Origin of the sequence: Prevotella fusca JCM 17724, from assembly GCF_001262015.1 — a bacterium.
Taxonomy (GTDB): domain Bacteria; phylum Bacteroidota; class Bacteroidia; order Bacteroidales; family Bacteroidaceae; genus Prevotella; species Prevotella fusca.
Window position 1 is genome coordinate 383,406 of the sequence record NZ_CP012074.1, and the last position, 17,612, is coordinate 401,017.

Annotated in this window: 11 protein-coding genes, 1 tRNA gene and 1 pseudogene; 5 read left to right on the forward strand and 8 right to left on the reverse strand. The window is 44.9% G+C overall.

The window, feature by feature from the left end; translation table 11 throughout:
* Nucleotides 1-161: 161 nt before the first annotated feature.
* Together ADJ77_RS01550 and ADJ77_RS01555 are read right to left on the reverse strand one after the other, a co-directional pair.
* Nucleotides 162-1,328: a dicarboxylate/amino acid:cation symporter gene (locus ADJ77_RS01550; protein ID WP_025077918.1), complete on the reverse strand. Its 1,167-nt coding sequence runs from the start codon at nucleotides 1,326-1,328 to the stop codon at nucleotides 162-164.
* Nucleotides 1,329-1,518: 190 nt separating this feature from the next.
* Nucleotides 1,519-1,592: transfer RNA gene (locus ADJ77_RS01555), tRNA-Arg, on the reverse strand.
* Between the two features lie 1,040 nt (nucleotides 1,593-2,632).
* Here ADJ77_RS01555 and asnA point away from each other — a divergent pair.
* Nucleotides 2,633-3,670: an aspartate--ammonia ligase gene (asnA, locus tag ADJ77_RS01560; RefSeq protein WP_025077917.1), complete on the forward strand. Its 1,038-nt coding sequence runs from the start codon at nucleotides 2,633-2,635 to the stop codon at nucleotides 3,668-3,670.
* A gap of 73 nt (nucleotides 3,671-3,743) precedes the next feature.
* On the opposite strand, the gene ADJ77_RS01565 is transcribed toward asnA, so the two are convergent.
* The 4 genes from ADJ77_RS01565 to ADJ77_RS01580 all read right to left on the reverse strand — a co-directional run bounded on the left by ADJ77_RS01565 (nucleotide 3,744) and on the right by ADJ77_RS01580 (nucleotide 10,830).
* Nucleotides 3,744-4,628 (reverse strand): carbon-nitrogen hydrolase, encoded by an 885-nt coding sequence (locus ADJ77_RS01565; RefSeq protein WP_025077916.1) that lies wholly within the window; start codon nucleotides 4,626-4,628, stop codon nucleotides 3,744-3,746.
* 99 nt (nucleotides 4,629-4,727) lie between these two features.
* Nucleotides 4,728-5,786 (reverse strand): agmatine deiminase family protein, encoded by a 1,059-nt coding sequence (locus ADJ77_RS01570; RefSeq protein ID WP_025077915.1) that lies wholly within the window; start codon nucleotides 5,784-5,786, stop codon nucleotides 4,728-4,730.
* Nucleotides 5,787-6,898: 1,112 nt separating this feature from the next.
* Nucleotides 6,899-8,380, reverse strand: coding sequence for a hypothetical protein (locus ADJ77_RS01575; protein ID WP_025077914.1), 1,482 nt, complete (start codon nucleotides 8,378-8,380; stop codon nucleotides 6,899-6,901).
* Between the two features lie 122 nt (nucleotides 8,381-8,502).
* Nucleotides 8,503-10,830: an outer membrane beta-barrel family protein gene (locus ADJ77_RS01580; RefSeq protein ID WP_244148547.1), complete on the reverse strand. Its 2,328-nt coding sequence runs from the start codon at nucleotides 10,828-10,830 to the stop codon at nucleotides 8,503-8,505.
* A gap of 602 nt (nucleotides 10,831-11,432) precedes the next feature.
* On the opposite strand from ADJ77_RS01580, the gene ADJ77_RS01585 reads away from it, so the two are divergent.
* From ADJ77_RS01585 to ADJ77_RS01595, 3 genes are all read left to right on the forward strand, one after another.
* Nucleotides 11,433-12,341 (forward strand): Cbp1 family collagen-binding glycoprotein adhesin, encoded by a 909-nt coding sequence (locus ADJ77_RS01585; RefSeq protein ID WP_025077913.1) that lies wholly within the window; start codon nucleotides 11,433-11,435, stop codon nucleotides 12,339-12,341.
* 86 nt (nucleotides 12,342-12,427) lie between these two features.
* A complete protein-coding gene (locus tag ADJ77_RS01590; RefSeq protein ID WP_025077912.1) occupies nucleotides 12,428-13,243 on the forward strand; it encodes a Nif3-like dinuclear metal center hexameric protein in 816 nt (271 codons plus the stop codon).
* Between the two features lie 150 nt (nucleotides 13,244-13,393).
* A complete protein-coding gene (locus tag ADJ77_RS01595) occupies nucleotides 13,394-14,218 on the forward strand; it encodes a zinc ribbon domain-containing protein (protein WP_025077911.1) in 825 nt (274 codons plus the stop codon).
* A gap of 795 nt (nucleotides 14,219-15,013) precedes the next feature.
* On the opposite strand, the gene ADJ77_RS01600 is transcribed toward ADJ77_RS01595, so the two are convergent.
* Together ADJ77_RS01600 and ADJ77_RS01605 are read right to left on the reverse strand one after the other, a co-directional pair.
* On the reverse strand, nucleotides 15,014-15,760 hold the full coding sequence (locus ADJ77_RS01600; protein WP_025077910.1) for a peptidylprolyl isomerase: 747 nt from the start codon (nucleotides 15,758-15,760) through the stop codon (nucleotides 15,014-15,016).
* 227 nt (nucleotides 15,761-15,987) lie between these two features.
* A complete protein-coding gene (locus tag ADJ77_RS01605) occupies nucleotides 15,988-16,806 on the reverse strand; it encodes a DnaJ domain-containing protein (protein ID WP_050695959.1) in 819 nt (272 codons plus the stop codon).
* Nucleotides 16,807-17,035: 229 nt separating this feature from the next.
* Between ADJ77_RS01605 and ADJ77_RS01610 the strand changes: the two are divergent.
* Nucleotides 17,036-17,456, forward strand: a pseudogene (locus tag ADJ77_RS01610) (IS1380 family transposase); the annotation flags it as partial.
* Between the last annotated feature and the right edge of the window lie 156 nt (nucleotides 17,457-17,612).

Genomic DNA, 17,612 nt, shown 5'->3' on the forward strand with positions numbered 1-17,612 from the left:
TGTTTTCTGTAGAGATAGTTCTGTTGGACTCAGCCTATCTTCTGCAAAGATACTATTTAATTTTGATAAAGCCTAATGATAGTACATTAGCTGTTTTTTTTTAGGATTTCTTATTAAGAAGATTGGGACTATCAGTCCAATAAGCCTTGTAAGGGCACTGGTTATTTCTTGCCAAAGAACCTGTTTACAACAATGGAAATCGCACCGTCGCCTGTTACGTTGCAGGCTGTACCAAAGCTGTCCATTGCGATATACAGTGCTATCATCAATGCTTGTGCTTCTTCATTAAATCCTAAGATACTTGACAATGGTGCCAATGCAGCCATGATAGCACCACCGGGAACACCAGGTGCAGCCACCATGATAATGGCGAGCATAAGAATAAAGTAAATGAAGAGTCCCGGGTCATGTGGCAAGCCTGTCAGCAGGCAGATTGTCAAGGCGCAGGCCGTAATCTTCATAGCACTTCCACTGAGGTGTATAGTAGCGCAGAGCGGGACGACAAAGCCTGCTACTTCCTTGCTTACGCCGTTCTTCTCCGTCTGTTTCAATGTCACCGGGATGGTTGCTGCTGATGAACTTGTCCCCAATGCCGTCAGATAAGCAGGCAGCATGTTCCATAACAGTCTGAAAGGATTACGCTTTATGATGGCACCTGCAATACAGAATTCGTAAACGAGAATGAGGATATGCAGCACAAGGATAACGATGATAATCTGTGAGAATACCAACAGCACCTGCCGTGCCTGTCCGTTATGGGTCATATTGAGGAATACACCGAATATGTAAAGTGGCAGGAGAGGTATAATGGCTTTTTCTATAACCTTTTCGATGATTGCCTTGAACTCATTGAAAACGCTTTCCATTGTGCGCAGTCCACCGTATGCAATACCGAGTCCGATGATGAATGAGAAGACCAGGCTACTCATCACGTCAACCATAGCAGGTATGTTAATGGTGAAGTAAGGTGTCAGTTCAACCGCCTTGTCAAGATGCGGCATACTTCCTCCTGTTGAGGCTATCATGGACGGGAACAGCCATGTTCCTGTTCCATACGAAAGTCCGCCAGCCACGATTGTGTCAATGTATGCAATGGCAACTGTTGCAAGCAGCAGTTTGCCAGCCCCCTTGCCGATACCGGCAATAGCAGGTGCTACCAGTCCGATGATAATGAGCGGTATCATGAAGCCAAGGAACTGACTGAAGATACTGTTGAAAGTCAGAAACGCTCTTACCGCAGGTGCCGGGAGATAATAGCCAAGGAATAATCCGAGCAGGATAGCTATGATAACTCGTGGGAGTAGTCCAATTCTGATTTTCTTTTGCATAGTCTATTCTTTTAGAATGAATTAGTCGATTTCTGAGCTAACTCGGTTAAACAAAAAAAGGATGAACAGTAAATAACCATACATCCTTTATAACAATCTGTGACCCTATTGGGGTTCAATCCTGCGTACCCTTGAGAACATTTTTCTGACCTCATTCGGCTAAATGTAGTAAGGGAACATCCCTTTTTAGTGACTCCGTTGGGATTCAAACCCAAGACCTTCAGAACCGGAATCTGACGCTCTATTCAGCTAAGCTACGGAGCCTAATGACTGTGCAAAGATACAGCAAAGTTTGCATAATTCCAAATGAACAGTAAACATTCTTGTTAAAGTTTCTGGTTTAATTGATTTGTTGCCAAGCTGCGGTAATGTGAATGCCAAATGTTAGTAATGTGACTGCCAGGGATTTGTATCATGCTTGTCAAGATGGTCATAATGCACGAATAACAACCTGTTTACATTCCGAAAACTAATCTGAAGACGTTTTTTCGGTTTATCCGTTAAACGCGTGGACACTTTTCGTATAGCTTTAACGGAAGAACCGGAGTTATTCATTAAATAAAAACATAGCCAAGACGGTCTTGGCTGCCTACTTTATTGTCATCCTCCGACGCAGAAACCTTTTCATCTTAATACGTTGAAAAGCGCAGGCAACAGTTTTGAAAAATCATGACATAATTTTGGGTAAAATATCTACAGATAAAGGCAAAAACACGCATAAAAAGCAAGTTTGCAACCAACAGTAAATCAGTTAGTTATAAATTAGTGCAAGAAAAGGTGCTTAATTGGACTTCAAAAGGGCGTTAGTTAGACCCCAAAAGGGCATCTATTGCAAGCCAATTGGGCGTCTTTTAGAAGCCAAAAGACCATGTATTAGCTTTGAGCTGCATGAAAATAGTTTACAAACATTGAGTAGTATGGGAATGAGTCGTTTGTAGAAGACGGGAAGACATGGTATCTGTTTGGCTTTTCTGCACTTTTATCTTGTGCTTTATCCCGTTTTGTGAGACCGTCTGATTTCGGATGGTCATACCATACAGGTGTATAAGCCTTTATTCTGTTTCCAATCTACACATTTAAGGCAAGAATCATTTTCTCTCTTTGGCAACGGTCGTGGAAAGTAAAGCACGAAAAGAAATAATAACCTGATAGGCTGCTCAAAGCTGTCATAAAGCTGTAATACGTTGAGAAAATATGTTATTCTGTAATATTGAAGAGGTGATTATTTCGCAGTCTGATAATTAATATATACCTTTGCGAGCAATTATAAAAACAGATAAAGACATTAACAGAAAGGAACAATAATGAGCCAACTGATAAAGCCGGAAGGGTACAAGGCTGTACTTGGCAAACGCCAGACTGAGCAGGGAATCAAGCTGATAAAGGAATTCTTCCAGCAGAACTTAGCCACCGAATTACGCCTGAGCCGTGTTACGGCACCGCTGTTCGTCCTGAAAGGATTGGGAATCAATGATGACCTGAATGGTATTGAGCGTCCTGTTTCCTTTCCTATCAAGGACTTAGGTGAAGCACAGGCTGAGGTTGTGCACTCTTTGGCAAAGTGGAAACGACTGACACTGGCTGATTATGCCATTCAGCCGGGCTATGGTATCTATACCGATATGAATGCTATCCGTGCCGATGAGGAACTGGATAACCTTCATTCGCTTTATGTTGACCAGTGGGACTGGGAAGCGGTCATCACCGAGGCTGACAGGACACGCAGCTTTCTGGAGAGTGTTGTCCGTCGTATCTATGCTGCCATCCTCCGCACAGAGTTCCTTGCCTGTGAGACTTATCCTCAGCTGGAACCATTCCTCCCACAGACCATTCATTTTATTCATGCACAGGACTTGCTGGATATGTATCCTACGATGGGAGCAAAAGAGCGTGAAGATACTATCTGCAGGAAGTATGGGGCTGTATTTATAGAAGGAATCGGTTGTAGGTTGAGCAATGGCGAGAAGCACGATGGTCGTGCTGCTGATTACGATGACTGGTCTACAGTGGCAGAAGACGGCAAGATGGGTCTGAATGGCGACATCCTCATCTGGTATCCAATTTTAGGGCGCAGCATCGAACTTTCGTCTATGGGAATCCGTGTAGACAAGGAAGCCTTGCTCCGTCAGCTGAAAATAGAGAAGCAGGAAGAGCGTGAGCAACTCTTCTTCCATCAGCAGCTGCTTTCTGACAAACTCCCGTTGTGTATCGGTGGTGGTATCGGTCAGAGCCGTCTTTGTATGATTATGTTGCACAAGGCACATATTGGTGAGATACAGGCAAGTATCTGGCAGGAAGAGATGAGAGAAGAGTGTGAGGAGGCGGGGATGGCATTGATTTAAAGCCTAACCCCTCTCCCATTACTTCCCTTCGGTCAGTGACCGTTGGTTCGGGAGAGGGGTTGAGGGTGAGGTCTTAATCAATAAATCTTTTAGTGATCTCTCCATACTCATCAATTCTTCTGTCACGCAGGAAGGGCCACCAGCGGCGCACTTTCTCGCTGTAGTCAAGGTCAATGTTGATGATAACGCTTTCCTCATCGTCGTCACAGGCACGGTAGAGGAGTTCGCCCTGTGGACCAGCAACAAAGCTGCTGCCCCAGAACTGGATGCCTCGGGTCTGTTCACTCGGGTCTGGTTCATGACCGACACGGTTGACTGCCACCACTGGCAGTCCATTGGCAACGGCATGCCCACGCATAACTGTTGTCCAAGCCTCACGCTGACGCTGCTTTTCCTCGTCCGTGTCACTGCTTTCGTAACCGATTGCTGTTGGATAGATCAGCATCTCTGCACCTTGCAATGCCATCAGGCGGGCAGCTTCGGGATACCATTGGTCCCAGCAGACGAGTACGCCAAGACGCCCCACGCTTGTATCAATTGGGTGGAAACCGAGGTCGCCGGGTGTAAAGTAGAACTTCTCATAGTAGGCTGGGTCATCTGGAATGTGCATCTTGCGGTACTTGCCGGCAATGCTGCCATCCTTCTCTATCACCACAGCTGTGTTATGATAAAGTCCCGGTGCACGCTTTTCAAAGAGCGATGTCACGATGACAATACCCAGTTCACGTGCCAGTTCGCCATAGAAACCAGTAGAGGGGCCGGGAATGGTTTCAGCCAGGTCAAACTTGTTTACGTCCTCTGTCTGGCAGAAGTACAGTGAGTTGTGTAATTCCTGTAGGATGACGAGTTCCGCACCACGCTGTGCCAGGTCCGTAATCCCTTCAGCCAATCGTTCTATGTTGTTCTTTATGTCTGCAACATTATGTTGTTGCAGGAAACCTATTTTAAGTTCTCTCATAATATAAGGTGTATGCCTTGTTTATGTTTATTGTTCAGTGTCCTAATGCCATAATACTGCCCGTTATTCACTCAGACAAGGTGGCTGGCATAGTCTGTTCTATGCCAGCTGCATTGTCAGACAGTGTATTGAACCATGCTGTCTTATGATAGTTCGGCTGTCAATGGCGATGATTTCACGGTCAGGGAAAGCCTCTTGGATTGTATCCAGTGCTGCTTTGTCCTTTTCGGGCTGGTTGTAGGTGGGCACAAGTACCGCTCCGTTGATGATAAGGAAGTTGGCATGTGTTGCTGGCAGACGCTCGTCATCATCATAGATGGCATCAGGCATCGGCAGACGAAGCAGGCGATAAGGCTTGTTATCGAGTGTGCGCAGCTGCTTTAACTGCTCCTCCAAGAGGCGGAAGTCCTCGTAATGTTCATCCTCCTTGTCGTCACACCCTATATATAATAAGGTGTCATTCGGTGTGATACGTACGATGGTGTCAATATGTCCGTCGGTATCATCGCCCGCCAACTGACCATAATCCAGCCATACGACACGCTCCACATTCGGGAAGAGCAGGTGCAGCCGCTTGTCAATATCCTCCTTTGTGAGGGGCTGGTTACGATGTGGTGCCATCAGGCAACCTGTTGTTGTGAAGAGTGTACGGTCTCCGTCACTCTCTATCGAACCGCCCTCCAGCACAAAGTCCTTGTGGTTTTCCAGTACGCCTTGGAAGAGTCCAGCCTCATAAAGCTGACGGTTGATCCTGTTATCCTTCTCCGCAGCGAATTTTTCTCCCCATCCGTTGAAACAGAAGTCGAGCAGGTGAAGCGGCTGAAAGCTACCTTTCGGTTCCTTGTCTGATACAAGTGAAATCGGTGCAACGTCACGTGCCCACGTGTCATTGCTGTCACAGGCGAAGAGTGTCACCCGCTTCATCTGTCCCTCTGCCAGCCTTTCAGCCAGCAAGGAGCGCACCAGTTCTGTGTTGCGTGCCGTGATAAGCAAAGCCTCATGTCGGGTGATGGCATCTGCCATTTGGAGATAAACCTCAGTAATCTCCTTCAGGTAAGGACGCCAGTCGGTGTCCTCATGCGGCCATATCAGCATGACGCTGCTTTGTGGTTCCCACTCAGCAGGCAATCGGAAGCTATGATATTTGTTTGTGTTCATAGTGCAAAGATAAGAAAAGAAAATGTGATACCTGTCTTTCCTCCTCCTTTTTTATCATAATATATTCGTTTTGAGCGTGTTGATATAAATCAATCAGAAGGCTTGATATAGGTCAAATCAGCCGTTTGATACGTGTCAATGTTGTTGATGCAAGTCAATTTTTAATTAAAAAACAGCGTAAACCAATAGATTTCTTTGTCCGATTTTGGAAAGTGTGCTAACTTTGCAAGCACAAAACAACACAGACTGGCACCTCATAAGGATAACAGGAGGTTGCTACCGAAGGGCTTCAGTCTCAATAGGTAAACACAGGTAAAAGATTGTATAACACAGAAAAGAAAAGAAAGGAAACGTTATGAAAGAGAGAATAAAGAAAGCTGGCATTATGCGTAAGCTGTTCCACTATCTGACAAACGTCATCAGTGAGTATAACATGGGTCGTGTAAACTGTCTGGCATAAGTCGGCAGCAGATTCAGAACTTACGCAGCAGATTTAGTAAGAAGAAAAAGTTTGAGAGAGTATAAAAAGAAGTCGGATCGGAGTCCATACGGATTCCGGTCCGATTGCTTTTATGGGTGTTTCGCCATGCTTCCTGCTTTGTCAAGTTTCACTTCTGTTTGCGTTGAGCGTCCCTGTGTGCCTCGTCTTTTCAGTGTTATACCTGTCTTTTTAACTTGATGTTGACCGCTACGCCTGCGTTTAAACTACAAACAATCTGCCCGACAGTTATACAAAATATGTTCAGATTCTGATGAACCAATTTTGGATGAATTCATCCTTGCCTTTTAAGGGAGAATCTGTGGAGATTTTCCATATCAAAAAAACGAAATATCCTTACATAAATTGCAAGCATTCTTGTCCATGAAACAGAGGAGGGGAGAGGTTGTGGGTGTTTTCTTAATAATCAGATAGTCAGTGTGTTGTCTTTGTTTTAAACAAATAGGTGCTTAATTGGACTTCAATTAAGCCTTAGTCAGGCTTCAATTAAGCACCTATTGGAGGTCAGGTAAGGTTTAGTTGCGATGCAAGTAAGCACCTGTAAGGATTGGAATAAGGAAAAAACAGGACATTATGCCCCTCCCTTTTGGGAGGGGTAGGGGAAGTCTTCCTTTTATCTTTCAGTATAATCTGCGATGAGCTGCTGGAGTCCTTCTTTCGTACGGGTATCATACTTGGCAGCATCCATGCTCGACTTATTCAGATATTCCGCAGTCAGCTTAATTCTTGTCTTCTCGCTTCGTGCACCTAATAATGCTTTGTCGCCAAGATAGATAGCTTCCTTTCTGTCCTTCAGCTTCAGATAAAGTTCATCTTTATCTAATGGATGTTCCAGGATGTAATTGCCCTTTCCGTCGGTAAAGAGTACCTCGAAGAATTGTGGGTGGCGTGTTCCGATATTAATAGAACCACTGCCGCCGGCGTTTCTTAACACACCGTCTTTTGAGCCCTTTGTACCGATATAGGTCTTGCCACCTGCATAGACGGTTACGTTGTCTGCAGCCTTGAACTTCTGTTCAGTCTTGCCGTTCGCACCGTTGTGCGTCAGTGTTACGGCTGATCCCATTGCCGGTGCGTCAAGGTCGAGGATTCCACTGGTTCCTTTACCCATCTTCTTTTCAATAGATTCATATACGATAGTGATGTTGCCTTCGTGTGTCGTGCCGTCAGCAAGTACCACCTTGCCGGGCACATTATAGATGTTCACGGAAGCATCCCTGGCCTCTTTCACCAGCTGTCGTTCCTCATCGGCAGCCTGTTGTTCCTCTGCTTTTGCCTTGTTTGCCAGTCGCTGCTTGATATTCTCCGTCATATCTCCCAGTGCATAGCCGTTTGCAAGCAGTTTTGATACCATGCGGCGCACCATCTCGTTCTCGGAGAGTTTGAATGCAGTCTTGTATTGCAGGAAGGGAAGTTTCCTGTCATCACAGGTTGTTATGTTGCTGAAATTCTCGCTGCTGCTCCAGGATTCGAGCTTAATCTCGGCTACCTGGTTGCCCACACGGTCCTTGACATAATAGTTTCTTTTGCCTAATGAAGGTTCATTGACAAGAACCTTTCCCACCATCTCTTTGTTGATGATAATGTCGCCATTGTCGTTGATGGAGAAGGGATGCTGTGCGGTAAAGTCCTCATCGGTTTTCTCCATCTTTTTGACTATGGTATAGATGCTGTCCCATTTCGTAGAGAAAGGACGCGAGCCCTGCTCGAAGAGGTCGTCAATGGTGGATTTCCTGATACCGTTCACTGCGATGAGCTGAGGCTTGCTGTCTAACAGTTTGTAGACAAAGTACTTCGTGTTGGACAGTACAATCCTGTCTTTCGGGTTTTGCAGTTCAAAGACTGCGCCTTCAGGTGATGTGAACTGGAGCCAGTCTTCTGGTGTGCTGACGCCTTGTTTTGTCCTGTTCGTAATGAAGAATGTGAATACCTTTTTCCCATCAGGCGTAGACAGGTCGCAGACTCTTTTCTCTTCTTTTACAAGTGCTACTGGTGTTCCGTCAAGTAATACCTCCCCTTTCTTTATTTTCAGGTCCTGGGCATGTGCGGAAAGCACCATGAAGCTGGCGATGAAGCCTAATACTGTTTTTCTCATTTTACTTATTTGAGTTTTAGATTGATATGAATTGGCTGCAAAGGTAGTGATTTTATATATAAAACCACTTCCTTCTGCAGTTTTTCTTTCAGCTGGTTGCCACGTGTGTTTATAGGATATTCCTACAGACGTTCAGCCTCTTTCACCTTATTCTTGTCCGTTTCAAACTTCCTGCTTCCGAAGTTATAGTGTACACGGAAGAGTACCTGTCGGCTTTCGCTGTGCCCCCAGATGTCCAACTGCAATGCCCCCTTGCGTCCGTAACTGTCCCAACGCTCAGTGTGGAGGAGGTCGGTAACCATCAAGGATAGTGAGAGACGGTCACGGAGCAGCCGTCTGCTCAGTCCGATGTCTATGCTTCCGCTTGGCTTGAGCATCTCATAACTCCTGCCTTGAGACTTGCTTGCATATTTGGCAGACAGCTCCATACGTATCTTTGCAGGCAGTTGTATGTCGTTTGAAAGGGTAAGGTTGCAGGATGGTCGACGATAATCTTCTCTGTAGGTTTCGTAGTCAAGATGGTTGACAAAGTAATAGGCACCGATGTTTGTACTGATGTCCCACCATGATGTAAGGCGTTTGTTATAGACAAGGTCAAGTGCCAGCTGCTTCTGCTTGCCGATGTTCTTGGTTGTCATGACAATACAGTTCTTCTTGTAAGTGTCGGGAAGTTGAGTGAAATAGTCATTCAGCTGGTTGTAGGATAGGGTAATGCTAAGGCTGTTCTTAGTGTAGCCTAATGAAATCTTATGGCTTATCTGCGGTTGGATAAACGGATTTCCTTTCCAGTAGGTCAGCTCGTCCAGCAGATATTCAAAGGGGTTGAGGTCTTCATATCTCGGTTTGTCCTGTCGTTTGCTGTAGGCGAGTGTGAGCTTTGAACTGTTGTCGAGGTCATAACTGACGGAGAGATTGGGGAAGAGCCTTGTGTGACAGTTCTTGTTCTCTTCCATCACTGTTCCGTCCTGATAGGATTTCAATGTCCCTACAGTCTGCATATATTCAATTCGCAAGCCTGCAGAAGCCTGCAGCCGCTTCCACTGCTGGGCATATTGCATATAGCCTTCAAGGTTTGACTCTTGATAGGTAAACCTGTTTGACCTTGTGAGGTCAAGTGCGCCTTTTGCATAGAAGCCGAATCGGTTACGGCTTTCCACCTTGGCAGCCTTGACACCTGCCAGCAGTTCTCCACCACGGCTGTTCTTCAGTCTGTAGTCTGCTGTTGACGACAGGATGTTGATTGTTTTCTTGTTTTCGGCTGGATAGTCGTCTTCACGCAGCAGCTTCCCGTCAGGAGAGTAGAACGCATTGGGCTGTTGATTCCTGCTCAATCCGTCAACGTGAATCCAGTCGGCATTTGCAGCGATGCTCTGCTGTTCTGTGATGGCAAACTGATAGCCTATGCCCGTCGTATATTTTGTATTCTCCTGTTTGGTATAGTCATTTCTTGCCTTCAATATTTCATGGAGTGTTTCCCTACCTTTATATATCCATGTAGTGGTTGCTGTAACTCCAGGTCCCGTCAGGGCATCAACCGATGTGTTCAGCGTCAGCTTGTGTCTCTTGCCAGGTTGGAAAACAAAAGCCAGTCCGCCAGCGTAGGTGTTACGCTTGTCGGTATCGTCGGTCTCCGAGAAGTTGCGGTCTCCGTCCTGTATCCTGTCAGTGCCATATTCCATGTCGTAGTGTCCGATGTTGTGACTGTAATTGATGCCCAGTTGCCATGTCCGCTTGTTGTAAGCCATGCTGAAATCGGAACTCTGGCGCAGGTGGTTCCAGAAGGAAACACCATGCGAGGTGGAAATATAGAGTCCTCGCTCGTTATTGTTCTTCAGTGTGATGTCGATAATACCGCTTGCCCCTTCCGAGTCATAACTGGCATCGGGATTGGTAGAGGTGGTAATGCTGGCAATGTTGGAAGACGGGATAGCACGCAGATAGGCAGTAAGTGCTTCACCTTGAAGTCGTATGCGCTTCCCGTTCACATAGACGGTAGCACTGCCGAGGGCAGAAAGCGACAGATTTCCTTTACTGTCAAGCCTCACACTGGGTGTATGGCGCAGAACATCTAAGGAATTACCAAGGTTGGCAAGATAAGACTGGGCAACGGAAATGCTTATCTTTCCGCTTTCCATCTTTACCAACGGGCATCGTTTACGGGCTGTGATTACAACGTTTTCCAGTTCTGTTCCGTCTGGGCGCAGGTAGATGTTATAAGTGTCGTTGTTGTCGGGGATGGAGAAGAGAACCGTGGTGTCACGGCATCCGATGGCTCCACAATACAGCTGGTAACTGCCGTCCGTGAGCTGGCAGCTTAGTTTTCCGTCTGCTTCCGTCAGTCCATTGGCAACGACTTTGCCTGTTTTCTGGTCGGTAATGATAAGCGTTGCTGCGTCAACAGGCTCTTTTGTCTGCTGCTGGATATGAAAAGTAACATTCTGTTGAGCCATAACCTGCGATGTGTTAAGTAACAGCAAGCCCATGACCAATAGCGGAAATGAAGTGAAACGTCCTGTTTGTAAGTTTGTGATTGACATAAGGTCAGTTGTAGTTTGTTCTTATCAGTTTGTTATCTGATGGGTTTGTTTGGCTTACAAAGATAAGAAAAGACGGACTTATGTAGGTGTTATTTTTTGTATAATTAACAATCTTTTCGTATTCTGTTAATGCAGTTCCGTTGAATTCTTTTCATGAAAAGAAATATTTATCTTCATGAAAAGAAATATTTTTTTTCATGAAAATAATTTCTTCTTGTCGTGAAGATAATTCGGTACAGCGTTCATAAACAGCAGATGAAGAGCTCGGAAGAGGCTTGTTATCTTTCTGGCAAGCGTCTTGATGCACCGCAGCGTGGCATGAATGTCATCAAAGAGGCAGATGGCAGGGCACGGAAAGTGGTCGTAAGGTAATATTGTCCTAACTGTCAGATACAGAGTATAATAAAAGGAGAAACTGCATCAGTTTCTCCTTTTATTAATATTTTTAATATATGTTCTGATGGTTTCTTCGTTTAATTAGAGTACCTTTGCATCGTTATTCGATGATTATACAGATGAAACGTAACAAACTAACAGCTCTGATGGCATTTGTGGGTGTTGTGGCTTGCACGTCCTGTGAGGAGGTGAAGCGACCTGCACCTGTCAGGGAACGTATCAATGTCACGCCTCCATCAAGAGAGGCTGAGGCGATAAGTCAGTTGACGGCATCGATTGATGAAATATCGGCTAACCTTGATGCCATCTCTGCCCAGGAGGCAATGCTCCGCAAGACGACCGAGCATGAAAATAAGAAGTCGAAGATTATCCTGCAAATCAAGGAACTCAGCGAACTGCTTGCAGAGAAGCAGAAGCAGATTGACAAGCTGCTGGGCGAGAAGGTTAAGAAAATGGATACTCCTGAAAAGTCCAGTGCCACGATAGATAACCTTTATAAAATGATAGGTTTCCTTTCGTCACAATTGCAGGAGAAAGGTAGCCGTGTGGCACAGTTGGAGCAGGTTGCCAGCCGGAAGGATGTCACTGTAGACCAGCTTAGATATATCGTCATGAACCAGGGCAACAGCGTTGATGGGCTGCGTTACAGGTTCAGTATGGAGGCGTTGGAACGTGAGAATGCCCAGCTGAAGGCAAAGGAAAGGCTGAAAACAAAAGAACCTGACAGTTTCACGGGAGTCTATTATATCATTGCCGACAAGGAGACTCTGAAGGAGAAAGGACTCTTGAAGACATCACTCTTCTCGAAGAAGCTGAACAATAATAATATAACAAAAGACCTGTTTGCGGAAGCTGACAGTAAAGAACTGAAGACGCTGACGATAAATTCGACGTCGCCGAAGGTGCTGTCGCAGAATCCGGAGGGAAGTTATACACTCACAAGAAATGAGGACGGAACGACGACACTCGTCATTACCGATGCTGAAAAGTTCTGGAACGTGTCGCGCTATCTGATAATACAGGAGTGATTCTGCTTTGGTGTGGAAAGAAAATAAAATAGGCTGCAAAGGTTGTGAAAATCGAATAATTTTCTTATCTTTGCAGCCTAAAACTTATGCGTAGCGTGAAAATAAAGGAAGTAATTGATGCCCTTGAACGGTTCGCGCCTTTGCCCTTGCAGGAAAGCTATGATAATGCTGGTCTGCAGGTTGGATTGACAGAGGCGGAAGTATCAGGGGCTTTGTTGTGTCTTGACGTGACGGAAAAGGTGGTAGATGAAGCCATCAGCCGGGGGTGTAACCTGATTGTTGCGCACCATCCGCTTATCTTCCGTAAGCTGGCACAGGTGACGGATGTGAACTATGTACAGCGAACGGTGATAAAGGCTATCAAGAATGATATTGTCATTGCAGCTATGCACACAAATCTTGATTCGGCTGTGGGTGGTGTAAACTACAAGATAGCTGAGAAGTTAGGACTTGGAAACGTGCGTTTCTTCGGTCGTAACAAGCAGGTGGTGAGCCCCTTGACAGGTGAGACGGTAACTGGCGGTGACGGTGTCATTGGTGAGTTTGAGGAGCCATTGGCAGCTGATGATCTGATTCTGTTACTGAAGAAGCAGTTTGATGTTGAGTGCGTCCAGACCAATGAGTTGCTTCGTCGTGAGATACGTACTGTCGCTCTCTGTGGCGGTTCGGGTTCGTTCCTTTTGCAGGATGCAGTTGAGGCGGGTGCTGATGCCTTTATTACAGGTGAGATGAGCTATCATGAGTACTTCGGTCATGAGCAGGAAATACAGCTTTGTGTCATCGGGCATTACCAGAGTGAACAATATACAACTGAGGTGCTGCGTGATGTCATTGAGCGTGAATGTCCGGGAGTAAAGTGCTTTCTGTCGGAGATAAATACGAATCCGATTGTTTATTTTTAGTTGACAAGTAGGCAAGTTGACGAGTAAACAAGTTAATTGTTGATAAGTTGGTGATAAATAAAAAACGGTAATCATAATGATGAATTTTGAATTATGAATTCTGAATTAAAGTAGTCATTCTGAATTTTGAATTAAATTAATATAAGAATTATGGCAAAGAAAGATCCAAAAGAGTTACCAGTGGAGGAGAAGCTGAAGAATCTTTTCCAGTTACAGACAACACTGTCAGGTATCGACGAGAAGCGTGCACTGCGTGGTGAGTTGCCACTTGAGGTACGTGACCTGGAGGATGAGATTGAAGGTCTGCACACTCGTATCGAGAAGATTGAGCAGGACATAAAGGAATATCAGAGTGCTGTTACTCAGAAGAAGGGTAATATTCTTGAGGCGCAGGCAAGTCTGGAGCGTTATAACAAGCAGTTGGATACGGTTGCAAATAACCGCGAATACGACACACTGACCAAGGAAATTGAGTTCCAGACACTGGAGATTGAGCTTTGTAACAAGAAGATCAAGGAAGCTCAGTATAAGGTTGAAGAGAAGCAGAAGGACTTGGAGACCAATCGTGCATTGCTCGAAGACCGTCAGCACGCCTTGGAAGAGAAGCGTAACGAACTTGACGAGATTATGCAGGAGACACGTGAAGAGGAGGGCTTGCTGAAAGAAAAGGCTGCAGAACTGGAGACAAAGATTGAGCCTGGATTGCTCCGCAGCTTCAAGCGCATCCGCCGTGGTGCCCGCAATGGTCTGGGTATCGTTTACGTACAGCGTGATGCCTGTGGTGGTTGCTTCAACAAGATTCCGCCTCAGCGTCAGTTGGATGTGAAGATTCATAAGAAAATTATCGTGTGTGAGTACTGTGGTCGTATCCTCATTGACCCTGAGTTGGCTGGTGTTAAGGTTGACAAGGCAGCAGAGGAGAAGCCGAAGAAGCGTAGAGCAACACGCAAGAAGAAGGAAGAAGAGGGAGAATAATTCATTGTCCTGTTCCTTCTGCTAAGGGTCTTTTCCTTTGGCAATAGATATAACAAAAGAGTCAGCCTCAAGACATAGGAATTGCAATTTGTGTATTCCTGTGCCTTGAGGCTGTCGCTTTGCATAAATTATCTGGATGTATGAGAAAGGTGCTGGGAGCTTTTTCCGTTTTGGTAACAAGCATAGATATTGTCAACGTCTGATAAAACTCAAATAGCATACGCTCCACAGTGGAATTTCTTTTAGGTGGAAAGTGTTGTGTTGGCTTTGGAAAAGTAAAGCTCTTAATCATATAGTTTTTGTTTGCCTTTGGTAGTACAACTCTTTTCTGGCAATAAGTTGCTCCCGCTCTGGCAACATATAGTAAAATGTTTAGCACCCAGCACCAATGGTGCTTATCAACAACACGATGGGTGATGGGCAGCAACACATTGGTAGAAGATGGGAAGAGAGGTTTGTTATTGTCATTACAATTAATGTATAGTAAGGTGCTGCTGACGAACTTATATGGGAAAAGGATTGTCGGACACCAATATTCTATTATTGGGCAATAGCATTCTTTTGTGATGTATGATTTCAAAACATTTTAATGATTGATTTCGGTTAGTAGGAAATAATGTGGCTCGTAATCTAATGATTTTTGGTTAATATCTCATCAGAATTAGAACAGACAAGAAAAAGCTCCTAACCTTTTTCGGAAAAGCTTAGGAGCTTTTCGAAGAAAGGTTAAGAGCTTTCTACGGAAAGATTAGGAGTCTTCTATATTTTGTTTAACCCGATTTGGATAGAATAGACCTATAACGTGTCTACAGCTTCAATTCTTATATCTTCTGTCGGACGGTCGTTGCGGTCGGTATTGCAGTTCTGGATACGTTCGACAACATCAAGACCTTCTTCAACCTCGCCGAAGACGGTATATTGGTTGTCAAGGAATGGTGTGCCGCCAACGGTGGTATAGATTTCTGTCTGTTCGTCAGTGAAGACGGGTTTTCCTTGCTGCTTGCAGTGGTTTTTGGTTTCTTCAATCAGCTGTTCCTGTAAAGCCTGTAGTCCTTCACGGTCACGGTTACGTCTGAAGTTCATAATCTCTTCATGATGCTTCTTGGTAAGTTGGTTGAATACTTCCTGTTCCTGCTGCATAGCCATCTGATGCTCCATTTGTTTCAGTTCGGTAGGCTTGTAGGTCTTTCCCCATACGATGTAGAACTGGCTGCCACTGCTTTCCCGCTTTGGATTTACCTCGTCGCCGGTTCGGGCGGCACTCAAAGCACCACGTTTGTGGAAGTATTGAGGGTAAACAAACTCTGCAGGGATTGTATAGTCTGGTCCGCCCGTACCTAACATCTTACCCTTAGGGGCATCCTTGCTGTCTGGGTCGCCACCTTGTATCATGAAGTCTTTTATTACTCGGTGGAAGATGGTGCTGTCAAAGTAGCCCTCTTTCGCCAACTTCAGAAAGTTATCACGATGTCTTGGAGTCTCGTCATAGAGACGGATGGTTATATCCCCCTCTGTTGTCTTTATTTTAAGTCTTGTTGCCATAATGTTTAATTCAAAACTAAATGTTATAATGGTTCATAATTCAGAGTGCATGGTAATTCATAATTCAATGACCAGATTAATCGGACTGTGGACCTGTCAAACCATTAAGTTTAAAATTATCAATGGTTATTATGAAACTGTGTATGTGTCTGCTTGTTAACTTGTTAAACTTTTACACTTAACCTTTCTACTCGTGAACCTGTCCATTTGTCCACTTGTCTACTGCTTTACAGTCCTCTTTCTTTGAAGATTCTTTCTTTTGCTTCATTAATCTTCTGAAACTTCTTCTCTGCAGCTTTACGCACATCCTCTCCGAGGGTAGCGACACGGTCGGGATGGTGTTTCAGAGCCATCTTACGATAAGCATCCTTTACTTCTTCGTCAGTGGCAGAAGGTGGTACACCCAATACTTTGTAGGCATCCTTGATATTGCTGCCGTCCTGAGCACCACTTTCCAAGTTGAGCATAGAATCTACATCCTGTTGGGAGAGTCCAAGATAATTGGCTACTTCTTTCAATGCCTTCACTTCTTTAGGGCTTATCGCACCATCAGCCTTAGCAATGAGAACAAGGTAATTGAGTAGCTGCAGGCGGTGGCTTATGCTTGTGTGTAGGGTGATTTCCATACAGCTCTGGCGGATTGTCTTCTTGAACTGATAAGGTCCTTGCTGCCTTTGCAGTTCAAATAGGTTCAGTAGGATGGACTCTCCTTGGTTTACGGCTATATCGCCGAAGTTATTATGAAGGAACTTTCGCACGTACTCCATCTCTGAGTGCATTATCTTTCCATCTGCTTTTATGATGTAAGAGGAGAGTACAAGCATGGAAAACAAGAAGGAATTGCGGTCTCCCTCCATAGAATGGTTACCTTCCCAATGACCCTGTTGCCCATAGCCACCCTGTTCGCCATTATTTGCATAACCTTCTTTGCCGGCATCGAGTACCTGGTCAATCAGGTTTCCTATGCAGAAGCCAGTGATAGCTCCCAGCGTACTTCTACTAAGTATCCAACCTAATGCGCCACAAATCCACTTTGCTATTGCCATATATCTTCTTTTTAATATGCGTTTATTGCTGTATGTTTTTTCTTCTTTGTCGATAAACAAAGATAATGCCAAGGTTTAATCTTCTGTTTTTTATAAATCCTTAATTCCGCAGCATTATTTCTTGTGAGAAATCCAAGTGCCTGAGAAACAAAGTCCTCAAAACATTTGGACATGTCAGAATTTTCACCTATCTTAGTGCTATCAAATAATAAGCAAGCAAAAATCTGACATGACAAAGGTAGCAATTAAAAACGGGAATATCACTTCTTTCGGAGGAGTTTATCACATCATGGACGTTCTTTCAAGGTTTGGCTTTGAAAAACTTACCGAATCCGTATTGGGTAGATACCGGATGCAGCGGCAAGGCATTCAGCCATGGAAGCATCCTGGGCTCTCTCTTCTTCAGCTACCTTTGTGGTGGGGATTGTCTTGAGGACATCAACGTGTTTACAGGACAATTCAGACAGAGATCTGGCGCGCTGTTACCCGGTGCCGACACCGTGGGGCGCGGACTGAAGGAGCTTGCCGAAGAGAATATTGTCTACAGGAGCGAAACCTCTGGCAGGTCGTACTGTTTCAACACTGCAGAGAAGCTGAACACCTTACTTTTACGGATGATACGGAGAATGGGGCTTATAAAGGGTTCTTCCATTAAATGCGTGGATGTTTTTCGTATAGCTTTAACGGAAGAAACGGAGTTGTTCATTAAATAAAACATAGCCAGGACGGTCTTGGCTACCTACTTTATTATCATCCTCCGATGCAGAAAACCTTTTCATGTCAATACTTTAAAAAGGCAGACAATG